Source organism: Streptomyces sp. NPDC001832 (genome assembly GCF_040297265.1).
GTDB lineage: Bacteria > Actinomycetota > Actinomycetes > Streptomycetales > Streptomycetaceae > Streptomyces.
The window spans coordinates 1-17,911 of the sequence record NZ_JBEOYU010000069.1 but is presented as its reverse complement, the minus strand read 5'-3'; the positions used below and the strand labels follow the sequence as shown (position 1 = coordinate 17,911).

13 protein-coding genes and 1 pseudogene are annotated in these 17,911 nt (G+C 68.8%); 5 read left to right on the top strand and 9 right to left on the bottom strand.

Going from position 1 to position 17,911, the window contains the following annotated elements; all coding sequences use genetic code 11:
- Positions 1–272 precede the first annotated feature (272 nt).
- Genes ABT115_RS29990 through ABT115_RS29975 form a run of 4 tightly spaced genes read right to left on the bottom strand, consistent with a single transcriptional unit; the run spans position 273 to position 6,128 of the window.
- Positions 273–1,439 carry an acyl-CoA dehydrogenase family protein gene (locus ABT115_RS29990; RefSeq protein ID WP_351796386.1) on the bottom strand — a complete coding sequence of 389 codons (1,167 nt, stop codon included), beginning with the start codon at positions 1,437–1,439 and terminating at the stop codon, positions 273–275.
- A 30-nt stretch (positions 1,440–1,469) separates the two neighbouring features.
- Positions 1,470–2,408, bottom strand: a complete 939-nt coding sequence (locus ABT115_RS29985; protein ID WP_351796383.1) for a hydroxymethylglutaryl-CoA lyase — start codon at positions 2,406–2,408, stop codon at positions 1,470–1,472.
- Positions 2,405–4,498: an acetyl-CoA carboxylase biotin carboxylase subunit gene (locus tag ABT115_RS29980; protein ID WP_351796380.1), complete on the bottom strand. Its 2,094-nt coding sequence runs from the start codon at positions 4,496–4,498 to the stop codon at positions 2,405–2,407. The genes ABT115_RS29985 and ABT115_RS29980 overlap by 4 nt, the downstream gene beginning before the upstream one ends.
- Positions 4,499–4,505: 7 nt before the next feature.
- Positions 4,506–6,128, bottom strand: a complete 1,623-nt coding sequence (locus ABT115_RS29975; protein WP_351796377.1) for a carboxyl transferase domain-containing protein — start codon at positions 6,126–6,128, stop codon at positions 4,506–4,508.
- Between the two features lie 135 nt (positions 6,129–6,263).
- Between ABT115_RS29975 and ABT115_RS29970 the strand changes: the two genes are divergently transcribed.
- From ABT115_RS29970 to ABT115_RS29955, 4 genes are all read left to right on the top strand, one after another.
- A complete protein-coding gene (locus ABT115_RS29970; protein ID WP_351796374.1) occupies positions 6,264–6,881 on the top strand; it encodes an SACE_7040 family transcriptional regulator in 618 nt (205 codons plus the stop codon).
- A gap of 550 nt (positions 6,882–7,431) precedes the next feature.
- Entirely contained in the window at positions 7,432–8,880 is a 1,449-nt protein-coding gene (locus tag ABT115_RS29965; RefSeq protein WP_351796371.1) for a glycosyltransferase, read from the top strand.
- 96 nt (positions 8,881–8,976) lie between these two features.
- Positions 8,977–10,479: a DUF6056 family protein gene (locus ABT115_RS29960; protein ID WP_351796368.1), complete on the top strand. Its 1,503-nt coding sequence runs from the start codon at positions 8,977–8,979 to the stop codon at positions 10,477–10,479.
- A gap of 98 nt (positions 10,480–10,577) precedes the next feature.
- On the top strand, positions 10,578–11,357 hold the full coding sequence (locus ABT115_RS29955) for a phosphatase (RefSeq protein WP_351796365.1): 780 nt from the start codon (positions 10,578–10,580) through the stop codon (positions 11,355–11,357).
- 125 nt (positions 11,358–11,482) lie between these two features.
- Here ABT115_RS29955 and ABT115_RS29950 read toward each other — a convergent pair whose 3' ends face one another.
- The 3 genes from ABT115_RS29950 to ABT115_RS29940 form a co-directional block, all read right to left on the bottom strand.
- Positions 11,483–12,640 carry an acyl-CoA dehydrogenase family protein gene (locus tag ABT115_RS29950; protein ID WP_351796362.1) on the bottom strand — a complete coding sequence of 386 codons (1,158 nt, stop codon included), beginning with the start codon at positions 12,638–12,640 and terminating at the stop codon, positions 11,483–11,485.
- Between the two features lie 227 nt (positions 12,641–12,867).
- Entirely contained in the window at positions 12,868–13,302 is a 435-nt protein-coding gene (locus ABT115_RS29945; RefSeq protein WP_351796359.1) for a peptidase inhibitor family I36 protein, read from the bottom strand.
- 222 nt (positions 13,303–13,524) lie between these two features.
- The gene (locus ABT115_RS29940) at positions 13,525–14,628 is read right to left on the bottom strand and encodes a serine hydrolase domain-containing protein (RefSeq protein ID WP_502969193.1); all 1,104 of its coding nucleotides are present in this window, start codon (positions 14,626–14,628) and stop codon (positions 13,525–13,527) included.
- A 465-nt stretch (positions 14,629–15,093) separates the two neighbouring features.
- Here ABT115_RS29940 and ABT115_RS29935 point away from each other — a divergent pair, with 465 nt between their 5' ends.
- Positions 15,094–16,077 (top strand): DUF6083 domain-containing protein, encoded by a 984-nt coding sequence (locus ABT115_RS29935; RefSeq protein ID WP_351796389.1) that lies wholly within the window; start codon positions 15,094–15,096, stop codon positions 16,075–16,077.
- Between the two features lie 58 nt (positions 16,078–16,135).
- Here ABT115_RS29935 and ABT115_RS29930 read toward each other — a convergent pair whose 3' ends face one another.
- Together ABT115_RS29930 and ABT115_RS29925 are read right to left on the bottom strand one after the other, a co-directional pair.
- Positions 16,136–17,344, bottom strand: coding sequence for a hypothetical protein (locus ABT115_RS29930; protein ID WP_351796356.1), 1,209 nt, complete (start codon positions 17,342–17,344; stop codon positions 16,136–16,138).
- Between the two features lie 290 nt (positions 17,345–17,634).
- Positions 17,635–17,804, bottom strand: a pseudogene (locus ABT115_RS29925) (VOC family protein); the annotation flags it as partial.
- Between the last annotated feature and the right edge of the window lie 107 nt (positions 17,805–17,911).

Sequence of the window (17,911 nt, the reverse complement as noted above, 5' to 3'; positions counted from 1 at the left end):
CGGAGTTCTCCGGGCGGGCAGTCGGCGACGAAGCAGAAAACCCCACGGCGCGAGCCGTAGGAATCCCCCTCGCTCACGAGGGGGAGGAAGTCAAGCTCGGTCGCACCCTGCGCCTGCGCCTGGGGAATGAGGACCAAGCCGCTCCGCACCTGAAGGTGGCCGCCGCCATGACGCCCGAGTTCGCATGTGAGCGGCAGATCGACCCGCGCCGCGCACCGCCCCCCGTTCGGGGCCCGCCCCTCGCGGGCCGGGCCCCGCACGCCACCGAAGCGTCAGGCCGGCAGCCCCAGCTCCCGGGCGATCAGCATCCGCTGGACCTCGCTCGTGCCCTCGCCGATCTCCAGAATCTTGGAGTCGCGCCACATCCTGGCCACCGGGTACTCGTTCATGAAGCCGTAGCCGCCGTGGATCTGGGTCGCCTCGCGGGCGTTGTCCACCGCGACCGTCGACGAGTACAGCTTCGCGATCGCCGCCTCCTTCTTGAACGGCTCGCCCGCCACCAGCCGCGACGCCGCGTCGCGCCAGCCGATGCGGGCCATGTGCGCGCGCATCTCCATGTCCGCGATCTTGAACTGGATGGCCTGGTTGGCGCCGATCGGCCTGCCGAAGGCCTCGCGCTCCTTGGCGTACTTCACCGATTCGTCCACACAGCCCTGCGCCAGGCCCGTGGACAGGGCGGCGATGGCGATCCGGCCCTCGTCCAGGATGCGCAGGAACTGGGCGTAGCCGCGGCCCTCCTCGCCCAGCAGGTTCGACAGGGGGACGCGGACGTCGGTGAAGGACAGTTCGCGGGTGTCCGAGGCGTTCCAGCCGACCTTGGAGTACGGGGCGGCGACCGTGAAACCGGGGGTGCCGGACGGCACGATGATCGAGGAGATGAGCGGGGCGCCGTTCTCCTTGTGGCCGGTCACCGCCGTGACCGTGACCAGTTTCGTTATGTCCGTACCGGAGTTGGTGATGAAGCACTTGGAGCCGTTGATCACCCACTCGCCCGTGGCCTCGTCGCGCACCGCCGTCGTCCGGGTGCCGCCCGCGTCCGAGCCGGCGTCCGGCTCGGTCAGGCCGAACGCGCCGAGCGCCTCGCCCGAGCAGAGCGTCGGCAGCCACTGCCGCTTCTGCTCCTCCGTACCGAAGTGGTAGACCGGCATCGCGCCGAGCGAGACCCCGGCCTCCAGCGTGATCGCCACGGACGAATCGACCCGGGCCAGCTCCTCCAGGGCGATCCCGAGGGCGAGATAGTCGCCGCCCATGCCGCCGTACTCCTCCGGGAACGGCAGGCCGAACAGGCCCATCCGTCCCATCTCCCGCACGATTTCGTACGGGAACTCATGGCGCTCGTAGAAGTCGCCGATCTTCGGCGCGATCACATCGTGCGCGAACTCCTCGACGGTGCGGCGCAGTTCTTCGTGCTCGGCGGTCAGCCGGTGGTCCAGGGACATGGCAGGTGTCACTTCCTTGCGGGACTGGTTCTATCGCACCGAGAGCGCGCGGACGGTACGGGACGGGCTGGGACGGCCCAGCTGTTCGGCGAGCCACACGCTGGTTGCGGTGAGCGAGTCGAGGTCGACCCCGGTTTCGATGCCGAGGCCGTCGAGCATCCACACGAGGTCTTCGGTGGCGAGATTTCCGGTCGCGCTCTTCGCGTACGGGCAGCCGCCGAGGCCGCCCGCGGAGGCGTCCACGGTGGTCACACCGTGCTGGAGCGCGGCGAGGGTGTTGGAGAGGGCCTGTCCGTATGTGTCGTGGAAGTGCACACCGATGGTGTCGGTGTGCACACCCTCCTCGTTCAGCTCGGAGAGCAGGTCCTGCACATGGCCGGGCGTGGCGACGCCGATGGTGTCGCCGAGGGAGAGCTCGTCGCAGCCGAGGTCCATCAAAGCCTTGGCGACCCGGACGACCTGGTGGATGGGGACGGGCCCTTCCCACGGGTCGCCGAAGCACATCGACAGATAGCCGCGGACATGCACCTTGTCGGCCTTGGCCCGGGCGACGACCGGCTCGAACATGGCGAGCGACTCGTCGATGGTGCGGTTGAGATTGCGTTCGGCGAACGTCTCGGTCGCCGAGCCGAACACGGCGATACGGCGGGCGCCGAGCGCCAGGGCCCGGTCCAGGCCGCGTTCGTTCGGTACGAGTACGGGGAGGTCGACGCCCTCGATGTCGGCGAGGCGGGGGAACAGGTCCTCCGCGTCGGCCAGTTGGGGCACCCACTTCGGGTGCACGAAGCTGGTCGCCTCGATACTGGTCAGGCCCGCTCCGGCCAGGCGGTGGATGAACTCCGCCTTCACCTCGGTCGGTACGACGGCCTTCTCGTTCTGCAGCCCGTCGCGGGCGCCGACCTCATGGATGCGTACCCGTGGAGGCAGATCCTGGGCGGGCACGGTCATGGGCAGGGTGCGGGGTGTCATGCGTACTCCCCGGGAGCTTCGGCGGGTGCCACCACGGCCAGGATCTGGTCCATGGCGACCGTGGCACCGGCGGTGACATCCAGTTCGGTCACGGTCCCTGCGTGCGGGGCGGAGATCACGTGTTCCATTTTCATCGCCTCGACGACGAGCAGGCTCTGGCCGGCCGCGACCTCGTCCCCGACCGCCACCTTCACGACGGTGACGGTCCCGGGCATGGGCGCGGCGAGCGTGTCCGCCCCGGAACGGGCGCCACCGGCCAGCGATGCCTCCACGGGGTCGTGATCCTGTACGTGCCAGGTGTCGCCGTCGCGGCCCAGCCAGGTGCCGTCGGGGGAGGCGGCATGGGTGAACGTATGGGTGACACCGGCGAGTTCGAGCGTGAGGTGGTGCCGGGACACCTCGGTCAGCCTGGCCGTCTCCTTGCCGCCGGGCATCGGGGCCAGCGGGCCGCAGGCGCCCGTCGCGGGCTCCGGTGGCTCTGCACCCTCCCCGACATGACCGAACGTCAGCTCGGTGCCCGCCGGGCAGGAACGCAGCGAGACCTGCACCGGGTCGTGACCCGGCAGCCGGAAGTCGCGCACGGTACGGGCCGGGGTGCCGCCCAGCCGCCAGCCGCTCGCCACGGAGAACGGGTCCACCCAGTCGGAGCCGTCCACGGGAGAGGTGCTCACCGGGGAGGGCTGCCGCAGCAGCGCCGCCGCCGCGTACACCTCCTCCGGCACCCCCTCCGGTACCAGCCCGGCCACCTCACGCTCCACCAGACCGGTGTCCAGATCGCCGGCCACGACCGCCGGGTGGGCGAGCAGCCGGCGCAGGAAGCCGGCGTTCGTCGGGACGCCGAGGATCACCGTCTGCGCGAGCGCCGCACGAAGCCGGCGCAGGGCGGCGGCACGGTCGGGGCCGTACGCGATGACCTTCGACAGCATCGGGTCGTACAGGATGCCGACCTCGCCGCCCGCGCCGAGCCCGGAGTCCGTCCGTACGCCGTTGCCCTGCGGCTCGTGCAGCGCGAGCACCTTGCCACCGGACGGCAGGAAGCCGCGGAACGGGTCCTCCGCACAGATCCGGGCCTCGATCGCATGGCCGGTGAGCTTTATGTCCTGCTGCTCGTACGGGAGTTGCTCGCCCGCCGCGACCTTGAGCTGCCACTCCACCAGGTCCAGGCCGGTGATCAGCTCGGTGACCGGGTGCTCGACCTGGAGGCGGGTGTTCATCTCCATGAAGTAGTACGAGGCGGGGTCGTTGCCCGGGACGATGAACTCCACCGTGCCCGCGCCCACATATCCGCAGCTGCGGGCCGCCTGGACGGCCGCCTCGCCCATCGCCGCCCGGGTCTCCTCGTCGAGCAGGACGGACGGCGCCTCCTCGATGATCTTCTGGTGGCGGCGCTGGAGTGAGCACTCGCGCTCACCGAGGTGGACCACGTTGCCGTGGGTGTCCGCCAGTACCTGGATCTCGATGTGCCGGGGCCGGTCGATCCACCGCTCCACGAGCAGCGTGTCGTCGCCGAACGAGGCCCGTGCCTCGCGCCGGGCGGCCGCGATCTCGTCCGCGAGCAGCGCCTCGTCGCGCACCAGTCGCATGCCCTTGCCGCCGCCGCCCGCCGACGGCTTCAGCAGTACGGGTGTGCCGATCTCGCGGGCCGCGGTGTCCAGCTGGGCATCGGTGAGTCCGCTCCCGGACGAGCCCGGCACCACCGGAACTCCGGCCGCCGCGACCGTCTCCTTGGCCCGGATCTTGTCGCCCATCAGCGAGATGGCCGAGGCGGGCGGACCGATGAAGACCAGCCCCGCCTCCGCGCACGCCCGCGCGAAGCCCGCGTTCTCGGCGAGGAAGCCGTACCCGGGGTGGACGGCCTGCGCGCCGGTGCGGCGGGCCGCGTCCAGCAGCGCGGGCACGCTCAGATAGCTCATCGAGGCGGGCGCGGGCCCGATCCGTACCGCCGTGTCGGCCTCCCGTACGTGCCGGGCGTCCGCGTCCGCGTCGCTGAAGACGGCGACCGAGCGGACGCCGAGCTCCCGCAGCGTACGGATGACACGTACGGCGATCTCGCCGCGGTTGGCGACAAGAACGGTGTCGAACATCGTCATCTGTTCCTCACATCCGGAAGACGCCGAAGCCGGGCGCTGCGGGGTCCCTTTGGGGAAGTGGAGCGTTTGCGCACGCGGTCAGGGCGAGCCCCAGCACCTGCCGGGTCTCCATCGGGTCGATCACACCGTCGTCCCAGAGCCGGGCTGTGGCGTAGTAGGCGTTGCCCTGGGTCTCGTACTGCTCGCGGATCGGGGCCTTGAAGGCCTCTTCGTCCGCCGCGCTCCAGTCGTCGCCCAGTTGGTCGCGCTTGACCGTCGCGAGGACGGACGCGGCCTGCTCGCCGCCCATGACGGAGATCTTCGCGTTGGGCCACATCCACAGGAAGCGCGGCGAATAGGCCCGCCCGCACATCGAGTAGTTACCGGCACCGTACGACCCGCCGACCACGACGGTCAGCTTCGGCACACGCGTGCAGGCGACGGCCGTGACCATCTTGGCGCCGTGCTTGGCGATGCCGCCGGCCTCGTAGTCCCGCCCCACCATGAACCCGGAGATGTTCTGCAGAAAGACCAGCGGGATACCGCGCTGGTCGCACAGCTCGATGAAGTGGGCGCCCTTCTGGGCGGACTCGGAGAACAGGATGCCGTTGTTGGCGACGATGCCGACCGGGTGGCCGTGGATTCGGGCGAAGCCGGTGATCAGCGTCGTCCCGTACTCAGCCTTGAACTCGGCGAACCGGGAGGCGTCCACCAACCGGGCGATCACCTCCCGTACGTCGTACGGCGTCCGGGAATCGACCGGGACGGCCCCGTACAGCCCCGCGGGATCGACCTTCGGCTCCTCGACCGGCCGCACCGACCACGGAAGCGCCCCGCGCTCCGGCAGCGTGGCGACGATGTTCCGCACGATCCGCAGCGCGTGCGCGTCGTCCTCGGCGAGATGGTCGGTCACCCCCGATGTACGGGAGTGCACCTCGCCGCCGCCCAGCTCCTCGGCCGTCACGACCTCGCCGGTCGCAGCCTTCACCAGCGGCGGACCGCCCAGGAAGATCGTGCCCTGATTGCGGACGATCACGGCCTCGTCGCTCATCGCGGGTACGTACGCCCCGCCCGCGGTGCAGGAGCCCAGCACCGCCGCGATCTGCGGAATCCCGGCCCCCGACATCCGGGCCTGGTTGTAGAAGATCCGCCCGAAGTGCTCCCGGTCCGGGAAGACCTCGTCCTGCATCGGCAGGAACGCGCCGCCCGAGTCGACGAGATACAGGCAAGGCAGCCGGTTCTCCAGTGCCACTTCTTGGGCGCGGAGGTGCTTTTTCACGGTCATCGGGTAGTACGTGCCGCCCTTGACGGTGGCGTCATTGGCGACGATCACGCACTCCCGGCCGCTGACCCGGCCGATCCCGGCGATCACCCCGGCCGCCGGGGCGGCGCCCCCGTACAGCCCCTCGGCCGCCAGCGGGGCCAGCTCCAGAAAGGGGGAGCCCGGATCGAGCAGGGTGTCCACCCGGTCCCTGGGCAGCAGCTTGCCGCGTGCCACATGCCGGGCACGGGCCTTGTCACCCCCGCCGAGCCTGGCCGTGGCGAGCCGCTTGCGCAACTCATCGGCGAGCGCGTGATGCGCCGCCTCGTTGGCCTGCCAGGCCTCGGAGGCGGGATCGGCCGCGCTCGCCAGCACTGGTGCCTGCTGCATCGTGTCGAGCCCCCTTGCCCGTACCGCAGTGGTTACGGCCTCACCCACGATTGGCAGTGGGAGAGGCCGTTAATGAGCGTTAACGTCTGCCTTCAGGTTAACGACTGCTAACCCGCCTGTCTAGAATGAATCCTCATGAGCACCCATGCCACCGCACGCGTCGCGGCCCCCACCCGCCGCGAGCAGATCCTCAGGGAGGCTGCCCGCCTCTTCGCCGAGCGCGGCTTCCATGGCGTCGGTGTCGATGAGATAGGTGCCGCCGTCGGGATCAGCGGTCCCGGTCTCTACCGTCACTTCGCCGGCAAGGACGCGATGCTCGCCGAACTGCTGGTCGGTATCAGTGAGCGCCTGCTGGCGGGCGGGCGGCTGCGCGTGTCGGAGGACGCGGCCTGCAAGGACGGCACCCCGCAGGCCCTGCTCGATGCGCTCATCGAGGGCCATATCGACTTCGCCCTCGATGACCGCCCCCTGATCACCCTCCACGATCGCGAGCTGGACCGCCTCCAGGACGCAGACCGCAAGCGGGTCCGACAGCTTCAGCGGCAGTACGTCGAGGTGTGGGTCGAGGTGGTCCGCGAGCTGTATCCGGACCTGCCCGAGCATGAGGCCCGCGCGGCTGTTCACGCCGTCTTCGGGCTCCTGAACTCGACCCCGCACCTGGGCCGCCCCGGCGCGCAGCCGGACCGCGCGGACACGGCGGCGCTGCTGCACCGGCTGGCGCGCGGGGCGTTCGAGGCGGCGGCCCGCGCATAGGGCGCGTTCATGGGCGTGGGTAACGACCTCGGGGGAAATAGGGAGCGACGCCGCTCACTATTTCCCCCGAGGTCGTAAGCGCATCGTGTCGGCCTCTGCGTCCCCGTGAACCTTTCTGCGCCGTACGGGGAACAAGGGGTGACACGCTCACTGACCGAACCCCAGGAGACACCGTCCCCCTGCCTTGCGCGATCCGCACGGCGAAGGTCGTGGTGGTGCGGGCCCCGTGCGACGGCCACGAACGGGTGACGCCTCCCGCGCCGGAACCGCGGATCGGCCAGCGTCCGCAACCGATCGGCCGGCGGGCCTATCACGCGATGCTGACAGGTGGGTGACCTGGCCAGATAAACGGTGGCAGGGTGGCAGCACATCGAATATTCGCCGGGCGAAGGCGAATTGCGAAGGCGAATTGCGAAGGTAGCCTGCGCCTGCACGGCGAAGCTTCGTTGCGTACGTCGTGCCCCCACCAGATATCGTCACACCGCCGCTACCCGCACGCCTACAAGATTACCCAGACTTTGAATTCACCCTGGCCTGATGGGGAAATAAAATGAAAACATGTCAGGTTTCGATCGTTGTCCCCTGTTTCAATGAGGACGAGGTGATCGAGTCATTTCACCGTGCGTTAATCTACGCCCTCGAGCCGACTCGGCGGACCTTCGAGATCTGTTATGTCGACGACGGCAGCAGCGACCGGACCAGGGCCCGGATCGGATCGCTCGCCACCGCGGACCGGCGGGTCCGCTACACCTCCTTCAGCCGCAATTTCGGCAAGGAGGCCGCCATGCTCGCGGGGCTGCGCATGTCCCGCGGCGAAGCCGTCGTCCTCATGGACGCCGACCTCCAGCATCCGCCCGAACTCCTTCCCCGCATGCTGGAGTTGCGCCAGCGCGGGTACGACCAGGTCGTCGCGAGGCGGGACCGGACGGGTGAAGGCGTCCTGCGCACCTTCCTCAGCGCCGCCTACTACCGGGCCATGGGCCGGTGCATGGACGTCGAGGTCGTTGACGGTGAGGGCGACTTCAGGCTGCTGTCGCGTAGCGCCGTGGATGCCGTGCTCGCGCTGCCCGAGACCAACCGGTTCTCCAAGGGAATCTTCTCCTGGGTCGGCTTCGACACCATCAGCTTCACCTACCAGAACATCCAGCGCGCGGCCGGAAGCTCGAAGTGGGGCAGCAGGAATCTGCTCAACTACGGGATCGACGGACTGATCTCCTTCAACAGCCGTCCACTGCGCCTGGCCATCCACGCCGGCCTCGCGCTCGCACTGGCGGCACTGGGATACGCCCTGTGGATCATCGCCGCGGTTGTTCTGCACGGTGTCGCCGTACCCGGCTACACCACCTTGCTGACCGCCGTCGTGGCACTCGGCGGAATCCAGCTCGCCACGCTGGGCATCATCGGCGAATACGTGGGACGCATCTACAGCGAGTCGAAACGTCGTCCGCACTACGTGGTGCGCGAAACGAACGAATCCCCGAGCGTTCTCCCGTTCGATATTCCGGCCGAGGTGCCGGAAGAAGTCCATGCCGCTTCGCCCGCACCCTGGGCTGAGAGAGCAATGGCGGGGCACGCGGGGGCGACCGCGCTCGGGGCCGCCAGGTTCCGCACCGTACGTCAGTTCGTCATTTTCGCGATGCTCGGAATCATCAATACGGCGGTGTATCTGGCGGTATACGCCTCGCTGAACACCTGGATTCCCTATCTGGCCGCACATGTCGTCGGATATGCGGTCAGCATCGTGGGATCGTTTCTTCTCAACTCGTACATCACCTGCCGCACGAAGCCGACCTGGCACGCCTTCGTCCGGTATCCCCTGTCGAGCATCGTCAATCTCGTCCTCACCGGCGCCCTGCTCTACCTCGGCGTCAGCAGGCTGGGCATGGACAAGAACATCGCCGCCGTGGCCGCGGGAATCGTTGCCACGCCAGTCTCGTTCCTGCTCGCCCGCTGGGCCATCGACTCCGGCGCCGCCCTGGCCGGGCAGCGTGCCGCCTGACCGGGAGCCGTGCCGGACATCCCACACCTTGATTCCGAACCGCCTGAACCACTCGGCGCGCAAGACGCGTGAAACGTACGAAGGGCACCAGCGCACATGATCGCGGACACGTCGAAGACCGCCGACGCACAGCAGGAGGGCGGAGAATACCCCCGCCCGGACGACCGCCCGGAAACCTTACGGCCGCGGGCGACGATCTGGACGGCGGCCCTCACCCTGCTGCCGCTCGCCGTGCTCGGCGCGGCCTTCTGGATCGGCCGCCTGGTCCGCCCCGGAGCGGACGACTGGTGCTTCCTGCCGGTCGTACGCGACGAGGGCGCCTCCGGAATGATCGCGAAGTTCTTCTTCCACGACAACGGACGTGTCGCCAACGCACTGTTGGTCATCGCGTACGGGTCCTTCGGCGTCGCAGGTCACCAGTGGTTCGCCCTGGTCAGCGGGGTGCTCATGCTGGGCATCCTCTGGGCGCTGACCGCCTCGGCGCTCAAGAGGGCCGCCTTGACCGGGCCGCGCGGTGTCGCGCTGCTGGTGGCGGCGATGATGGCGGCGATGTTCTTTCTCGCGACGACCAACACGTACAAGGTGTTCTACTGGCCCGCTTCCTCCGTCTCGCACACCGTCGCACCGGTACTGGCCTGCGCCGCCGTGATCCCCCTGCTGCGTGCACGGACCGGGTGGGGACGCGCTTTCGCGCTGGGCATCGCATGCGTGGGCGGGGTCTTCATCGGCACACTGTCGGAGGAGACGGCGGTCGTCGCGTCCGTCGTGCTCGCCGCCGTTCTGCTGCTCAGCTGCTGGGCCCTTCCCGGTCCCGGCCGGACCCATGCGCGCATCTGGTGTGTGGTCGCCTTCGCCGGGGTCGCGGTCGGGGTGGTCATCCTGTACGTGTCGCCCGGCGCACGCGTCCGGCGTGGGCGGTTCGGCGCCGACACCTCCTCCGTGTTCGGCCCGGATGCGCTGGCCGCGGCACTGCGGGCATTCGGAGAGATCCTGTGGGCGGTCTTCACAACCTGGCAGTATCTGGGAGCGGTCGCCGTCGGCGTACTGCTGGGACTGCTGGTGCGAGGTGGTGAGCAGGGACCGGGCGGGCCCCTGCGGCGCAGGCCCCTCATCCCGGTCCTCGTCGGATTCGTCGTCTTCTTGGTCTCCGGCTACCTGTGCACCGTCGTCGCCTACCCGGCCTTCGGGGCGAGCGTGGCGATCGCGCCACGCCTCTGGGGCGACTTCCTTCTGCTGTACGTGATGCTCCTGGTCAGCGTCGGCGCCCTGCTGGGACGGGCGTTGCGTGCCCGTCGGCGCGGGAGCCGCGCGGCGACGGCGGCAGCGGCCGCCGGATGTGTGCTGGCCTGCGTCGGCGTGGCCGTTCCGCTGTATCACTTGGAGCAGAGGATGGATGTGCGTGCCCAGCGCTGGGACCGGCAGGACCGATGGCTGAAGGACCAGGCGGCGCGCGGCGCCCAGGTGCTCCCGTACACACCGGTGTCGGTGAGCGGGATGGGCGAACCGTTCGGGCGCAACGGCCAGCGGCTGTGGCCGGGGCAGTGCGTCGCCCAGTACTACCACCTCAAGAAGATCACGCACTCGACCCGGCTTCCGTGAACGTCCGCCCCGTCTGCCGTGCAGGACACCTGTCTTGGGGGACACCTGTCGTGCAAGACACCCGGCACACTGCGCACACCTGACGGCACAATGGGTTCATGCCGATACCCAGCCGTGCCGCCCTCGTCGAACACCTCGTCCGCACGCGCGTCGCCGGAGACGTCGCCACACCCCGCGACAACAACCTCTCCCACTACCGCAAGCTCGCCAACGGCGACCGCCACTACTGGCTCGGCCTGGAGCTCGGGGACCGGTGGCGCGACGAGCAGGACGTGCTGGCCGTGATGGCCGAGCGCTGCGGGGTCAGCGACGACCCGGAGCACCGGTTCGGGCAGGACACCATCGACCCGGAGCTGACGGTCGACGCCCTGGAGCGGATGGCGGCGCGGCTGCGGAAGGCGGCGGCGGGGGCGGAGCGGGTGCTGTTCGCGACCGGGCACCCGGGCGGCCTCCTCGATGTGCACCGGCAGACCGCGCAGGCGCTGCGGGCTGCCGGATGCGAGATCGTACGGATTCCTTCGGGGCTGGTGGCCGACGAGGGCATGGTGTTCCAGTTCGCGGACGTCGCGGTGCAGGAGCGCGGCGCGACGCTCTGGCACACGCACTCGCCCGCCCCGATGGCCGCGATCCTGGACGGTCTGGAGCGGGAGGGCCGGCCGCTGCCGGACCTGGTGGTCGCCGACCACGGGTGGGCGGGGTGCGCGGCGCAGCGCGGGCTGGACGCGGTGGGGTACGCGGACTGCAACGACCCGGCGCTGTTCCTCGGCGAGGCGGAGGGGACGCTCCAGGTGGCCGTACCGCTGGACGACCATGTCCTGGATCCGCGTTTCTATGACCCGCTGACGGACTATCTGCTGGACGCGGCGGGGCTGATCTGAGGCCGGACGCGCCGGGGCTGATCCTGGCGAGGAGCATGTCCGAATGGGCGGTTCGTGGCCGACCGGCAAATGGGGGGCGGCGCAGGGCCCCGCTCCTTCTCCCAACCCCCCATTTGCCTCAGGTCCTACAGGCCCATGGCCTTGGCGATGATCGACTTCATGACCTCGCTGGTACCGCCGTAGATGCGGTTGACCCGGTTGTCCGCGTACAGGCGGGCGATCGGGTACTCGTTCATGTAGCCGTAGCCGCCGTGCAGCTGGAGGCAACGGTCGATGACGCGGTGCGCGACCTCGGTGCAGAACAGCTTCGCGGAGGCGGCCTCGGCGGCGGTCAGCTCGCCGGCGTCGTGGGCCTCGATGGCGCGGTCGCAGACGGCCTCGGCGGCGTCCACCTCGGCCTGACAGGCGGCCAGCTCGAACTTGGTGTTCTGGAAGGACGCGACGGTCTTGCCGAAGACGGTGCGCTCGGAGACGTAATTCTGGGCGAACCGGACGGCGGCCTTGGCCTGCGCGTACGCGCCGACGGCGATGCCGAGTCGCTCCTGCGGCAGGTTCTGGCCGAGGTAGGAGAAGCCCTTGTTCTCCTCGCCGAGGAGATCCTCGACCGGCACCTTGACGTCGACGAACGCCAGCTCGGCGGTGTCGGAGGTGCGCAGGCCCAGCTTGTCGAGCTTGCGGCCGACCGAGTAGCCCTCGGCCTTGGTGTCGACGACGAAGAGGGAGATGCCGTGCCGGCGGTCATCCGCCTTGGGCGCGTCCGTACGGGCACAGACGATCACACGGTCGGCGTGGACGCCGCCGGTGATGAACGTCTTGGCACCGTTGAGGATGTAGTGCGTGCCGTCCTCGGAGAGCTTGGCGGTGGTCTTCATACCGGCCAGGTCGGAACCGGTGCCCGGCTCGGTCATGGCGATGGCGTACATCGTCTTGCCGCTGACGAAGTCCGGCAGCCAGCGCTTCTTCTGCTCCTCGGTGGCGTACGCCTTGATGTACGGCAGGCAGAGCAGGACGTGCACACCGGAGCCGCCGAAGTTGACGGCCGCGCGGGCGCACTCCTCGGAGATGATCGCCTCGAACTTGAAGGACTCCATGCCGGCGCCGCCGAACTCCTCCGGCACCTCGATGCCGAATATGCCCAGCTCGGCAAGCTTGTAGTAGAAGTCGCGGGGCACCTGACCGGCCGCGAACCACTCGTCGTAGACGGGGACGACCTCGGCCTCGATGAAGGCGCGGATGGTCTCCCGGAACGCCTCGTGGTCCTCGTTGAATACCGTACGGCGCACGGGGTGCCTCCTTGGTCAGCTTCGGGGGTTTCGGCCGAACCGGCTAAGCGCTTGCTCAGTTCTGGTCAAAAGTTACCCGGCGGTCATCGGAGCTGTCCAGGGTGATGCTCAGCACGCCCGCGCGGAGCGTTCGACCGCAGACGCGCAGGAGCCCTGGAGCCCTTCCCGGCGGCCGGTCGGGAAGGGCTGCTCATCACTTTTTCTTCTCTTTACTGGGGCTGCTGGGGCTACTGCGGCTTGAAGGAGCGGATCTGGTAGCTGCCCTGGAGGTTGCCGCCGCTTCCGGCAGGGGTGGATCCGACCCGGGCGTTGTAGTTGGTCTGGGTGTAGTACTGAACGCGATGCCCGGTCGCGTTCCAGACGGAGCGGACGTTCTGGCCCCGCTGGATGAACGAGCAGTCGTCGGCGGTGTTCGCGCGCTTCTTGTCCGACCACTGGCAGCGGGTGCCACCTCCGTTCCAGTCGCTGTAGATACAGAAGTAGCCGGGACTGCAGCTGTAGGAAGCCCTGGCGCCCTCGGTGGCGGCGTTCTGGACGGCGGCAATTTCGACGGCGGCGTTCTCGGTTGCGGCGTTCTCGGCTGCTGTGGCTGCGACGGGTCCGGTGCCGAGTCCCAGGGCCAAGGCGATCGAGGAGACGGCGAGTGCGGTGATGCGGTTCATGGCGGAGCCCCTTCATTCCCGGATGTAACTGATCGGGCACTCTTGGTGATTGCCAGCGTGGCACGGCTGTTACCGCAGAAACCAGGGCGGAGGGAGGGGCGCCCGAAGCGTGGGTCATGGCCCGGAACGCCCCTGCGTACACCGGCGCGCAGACGGTCGCCGTTCACCTTGCCCGTACCTGGCTTGGCTCCTGACGCGCCGACAGGTCACTGACAGGTGCGGTCAGCGGCACAGGGCCGTGTCCACGACACTCTCGACACGCTTCATGGTCGCGTTGTCGGTCGGCTGGATGGTCACCGCGACGTGGGCGGCGCGGCCGTCGTCGGTGACGCCGCCCCGGGTCTCGTATCCGGTGGTGCTACCGCCGTGGCCCCAGTAGACACCGCCGCACGACAGCGGCATGCTCACGAGCCCAAGTCCGTAGCGGGCGCCGGAGCCAAAGGGGTATCCAGCGGGGACGGTGGTACGCATCTGGTCGAGCTGGTCCGCCGGGAGGAGGCGGCCGGCCAGGAGCGCGGTGAAGAACCGGTTGAGGTCGGAGTTGGTGGAGATCATCTGACCTGCCGCCCAGCCCCAGGAGGGGTCGAATTCCGTTCCGTCGCGCAGAGGCGCGCCTGCTGATTCCTGGTAGTAGCCCTTGGGATGGGGTTCTCGGATGGTCACGTCACCGGGGGCCGGGAAGTAGGTGTGGCGCAGCCCGATGCGCTTGATGATGCGCTGGTCCATCTCCTCGGCGAGGGGGCGGCCGGTGACCTTCTGGATGATCAGGCCGGCCAGCACGTAGTTCGTGTTGCTGTACTCCCATTTCGTCCCGGGGGCGAAGTCGGCCTTGTGCTGGAGAGCGAGGTCGAGGAGCTCGCGGGGGTCGTAGTACCTGACGTCGTCGCCGAGGTACTTGACGTAGTTGGGAAGTCCGCTGGTGTGCTGCAGGAGTTGACGGACGGTGATGTGGCGTCCGTCGATCCCCTCCCCGCGGACGAGGCCCGGCAGGTAGGTGTCGACCGGGGCGTCGAGGCCGATCTTTCCTTCACCGACCAGTTGCAGCACGACCACCGCGGTGAACGTCTTGGTGTTGCTGCCGATCCGCACCTGACCGTCCCTGGGCACCTTCGCTCCGGTGGCCAGGTCGCCGACCCCTGCGGTGTAGGTATGGGTGTGGCCTTCACGGTCCTTGACGCTCGCCAGCGCGGCGGGCACGCCATCGGAGCGCACCAGCGCGTTCAGGCCCTGCTGGACGGTGTCCGGCCTGGCAGCGGCAAACGCCGCGGGCGGCGCCAGGGCGCCCATCGTCATGACGCCGACGGCCACCGCGGCCACGGCCGACACGGCTCTGCGCCGACCGCCCCGCCGCCTGGAAGAACTGGACCTCTGCCATTCCTGCTCACGCACGAGCCAACTCCTGTGGAAACGTTGGGAAACCAGTGGCATATGCCTGGCCCAGCATGTCCGGATGCGGTTGCTCGGGGCGATCCTGCTACCCGCCCAGCTCCAGGTAGGGCTACCCTCCGGTGCGCTCGGCCGATGGTCGATCCGGCCATCCGCGTGCGCAGCGATGCCGAAACCGAGGCGGTCGCGGTACGCCCGGTGTTGTCGCGCGTCGCGCTGGACGCCGGAGTCACCGCCCCCGCGGGTGACCGGTGACGAGTCATAAGGCCAGGCCTCGCGCTACTACGACCTCGCACTTCGTCCAGCAGCGTCGCGCAGCGGGCGATGCGTTGGCATAAGCTCTCGGCTTTCGAGCCGTGTCGGGCAGTCACCAGCCCAGGGACCGAATGGGGATCTGCCGTGTCGATGCACCTGCACCGCTCCAACCAGACCAAGGTGCTCCGCCGGAAAGCTGCGAGCACGTGCAAGTACTGCGGTACTCCCATTGAGTGGTTCGACCGGTATGACGCCCTATCAATTCCTCTGACTCCAGAGTTGCCGAGTCGGCGCATTCCCACCGTGATGCGCTGGCACGTGAACAAGGGAGTCGCCTACCCCGGCACCGATCCCGACAGCGGGTACTGCCGTATCCCGCACCCGGCTGTATGCCCCGCCGTCGACCACCCCGACCTGCCGACCGAACTCCAAGAAGTCGTGCGTGTCCTGGCCGTGCGCATGCGCGCACTGATCGACAGGGGTGAGTTCATTCCCTATGTCGAGTCACCCAGTGAAGAGGAAGTCAGCGAACCGGATCCTGAGGAAGCAGAGAGCACCCGGCACGTCCTCAGTTATTACGGCTCCTTACGCATCGCGCCATGCGAGATCGACCAAATCCAGTGCCTTGCAACCGACCACAAGACCCAGCAACGCTGCGAGAACGGCATCTTCGACCTCGACGAAGGCCAGTGGGACGTTGTTGATGTTCCGTACGCTGCCGGCCGACAGGGGCAGTCGATCCTCACGCTCACCGGCGGTCGGATGTGGGTCTGGACCATCATGGACTTCAGCGTTCTCAGGCGCTGGTGGGTGCAGCGCTGCCACGACCACTACGAGTCGCCGCAGCCAGACCACGTCAAGAACGAATTGATCCTCTTCGACCCTCTACGCCACGGTGACTTCATCCTCACGGAGAAACCCGAAGGATACGAACGCCCGAAGCCTGAGGGCGGAGTCGTCGTCCACGACGGCCCGGGCACACGCACCACCTGCGCGGTTCCGGACTGCTCAAACGCCACCCTGACGAACGTGCCGGAAGGGTGGCTGTGCTGGCGATGCGACGAGCTCGAACGACGCCGAAGGCTGGTCCATCGACGCTGGCAGCAGCCCAGCCAAGACGGTCCCCTGTCCTGAAAGCCCAACAACGCAAATGGGGTTCGCAGCGGGCGCGTGAGGGATGACCTGTCCCTGGTCAGGATGCTGTCGCACGTTGCACCGGAGGCATGGAGTGCAGCAGTTCCAGTCGGCGCTGAACGGCTTCGACCGCCCCGGAGCGCCGTCCAGGTACGTGGCGGCGCAATGAGACCAGGGGCGGGCCGAGTTCCCGGGCCCGTTGCAGGTCGCGAAGTTCCTGCCACTGGTGGTGGGCGCGGTCTACGGCGCCTTCTACGGCGGGGTCGTCCGGGGCCTGTTGCCGGGTGAGGCGGGCGTTGGCGGCAGCCATCCACAACTCACAGCTGCGCGCCGGATCACCGGCCTGGCGGGCGAGGTCGGCCCGGACCTCCAGCCAGTGGATGGCCTGCACGGAGCCCGCGCCGTAGGTACGCAGAGCCCACCCCTCCCACATGGCTGCGAGCGACGCGGCCTCGCCGTGCCGCCCGGCGTGGGCGGCGGCAAAAATTGCAGGCAGCGGGTCCTCTTCGGCCACCTCGGTGCTTCCCGAAATCGGAGCAGGCGCCGTCGGCACAGGCGCAGGCTCCTGGTTCGGCCGGTTCGGTACCTGGAGAGCCGATGCCGCGGGGGAGGGGACGGCTGTGTGGCCGATGGCCAGGAACAGCGCTTCGTCGGGGCCGGCCTGGGCGGCGGCCTGTTCGTGGAGCTGGGCGAGCGGCGGGTTGGCGCCGCTGCGCCAGATGGTGGCGAGGGCCTTCAGATAGGCCGGTTCTGTGATTTGGCGGCGTAGCGGCGGCGGGGTGATCCGGCCGTATACGCGGATTCCATAGCCGAGAACGAGACCCTCGGTACGGAGCCGCTGCCAGGCGTCCGGGGCGGCGACCAAGTCGGTGACGACAGTGGTGGTGCCCGGTCGGCGCAGTTTGAGCTCGTTGGCCAGCCAGTGCCAGGGCAATCCGGTGTAGCGCAGGGTGGCCGAAGTGGTCCGGGCGAGTGCGAGGTGGATCAGACGCTGCTTGTGGTCGAGGTGGAGTTGTCCGGTTATGTAGAGGGACAGTGGGCCGGGTGCGGTGGCTGCGGCGCGGATGCGTGTGAGGACGGTCTGCGGGTCGGTCGGGTCGGTGAGTTCAACGACGGTGGCCGCCGTCGTGCCGGTCAGGATGCTGGGCGGGACCGCAGCGAGCGTGGGCAGGACGCTGGTTGCGTCGATGAGACAGCCCTTGCCGGCCGGGGCTGCCGCGATCAACAGCGCGGTCCCGGATGCCGTGTCTTCCGTGTTGATCACCACAACAGCACCGTAGCGGCTGCCCGGCTTGTGAATGTAACCGACGGCCAACTCCTGTCCGTGAAACAGGTCGTAGACCTGTCCGGCAGGCGTTCGGCCCCGGGCACCTGAGGGACGGGCGCCTCCGACCTCCGGCCTCCGGCCATGATGCGCGGATGAGTTGTCCGGTGATTGGGTCCAATCGGAACAGGTGCGGGGCCCCTTGGCGGACGAAAATGCGTGAGACGGTGCGTGCGGCACGCCTGTGCGGTCAGCGTCCCAACCCGCGCTCTACTGCCAGGTCGCGGTGTCGGCGCTTCCTGACCGGCCGGATCAAAGGCCTTTGCCGCAGTGAAGACGATCCGTGCGTTCTCGGGGGTGATCACCGCCACATCGCGGGTGTTCCAGGAGTATCCTGCGGACCCTTGACCGAGTTCGGGCGCAACGCACGACAGGCCTCGACAAGGGAATCGACCTGGCTAAGACCGACCGGCTGATGGGGGGTGGGAGAAGGAGCGGGGCTGGGTGCGTGCAGCTGCAAGGCGGAGGATTGAGCCAGATGGGGTCTCCCCTGCTCGAGCGCAGCCGAGA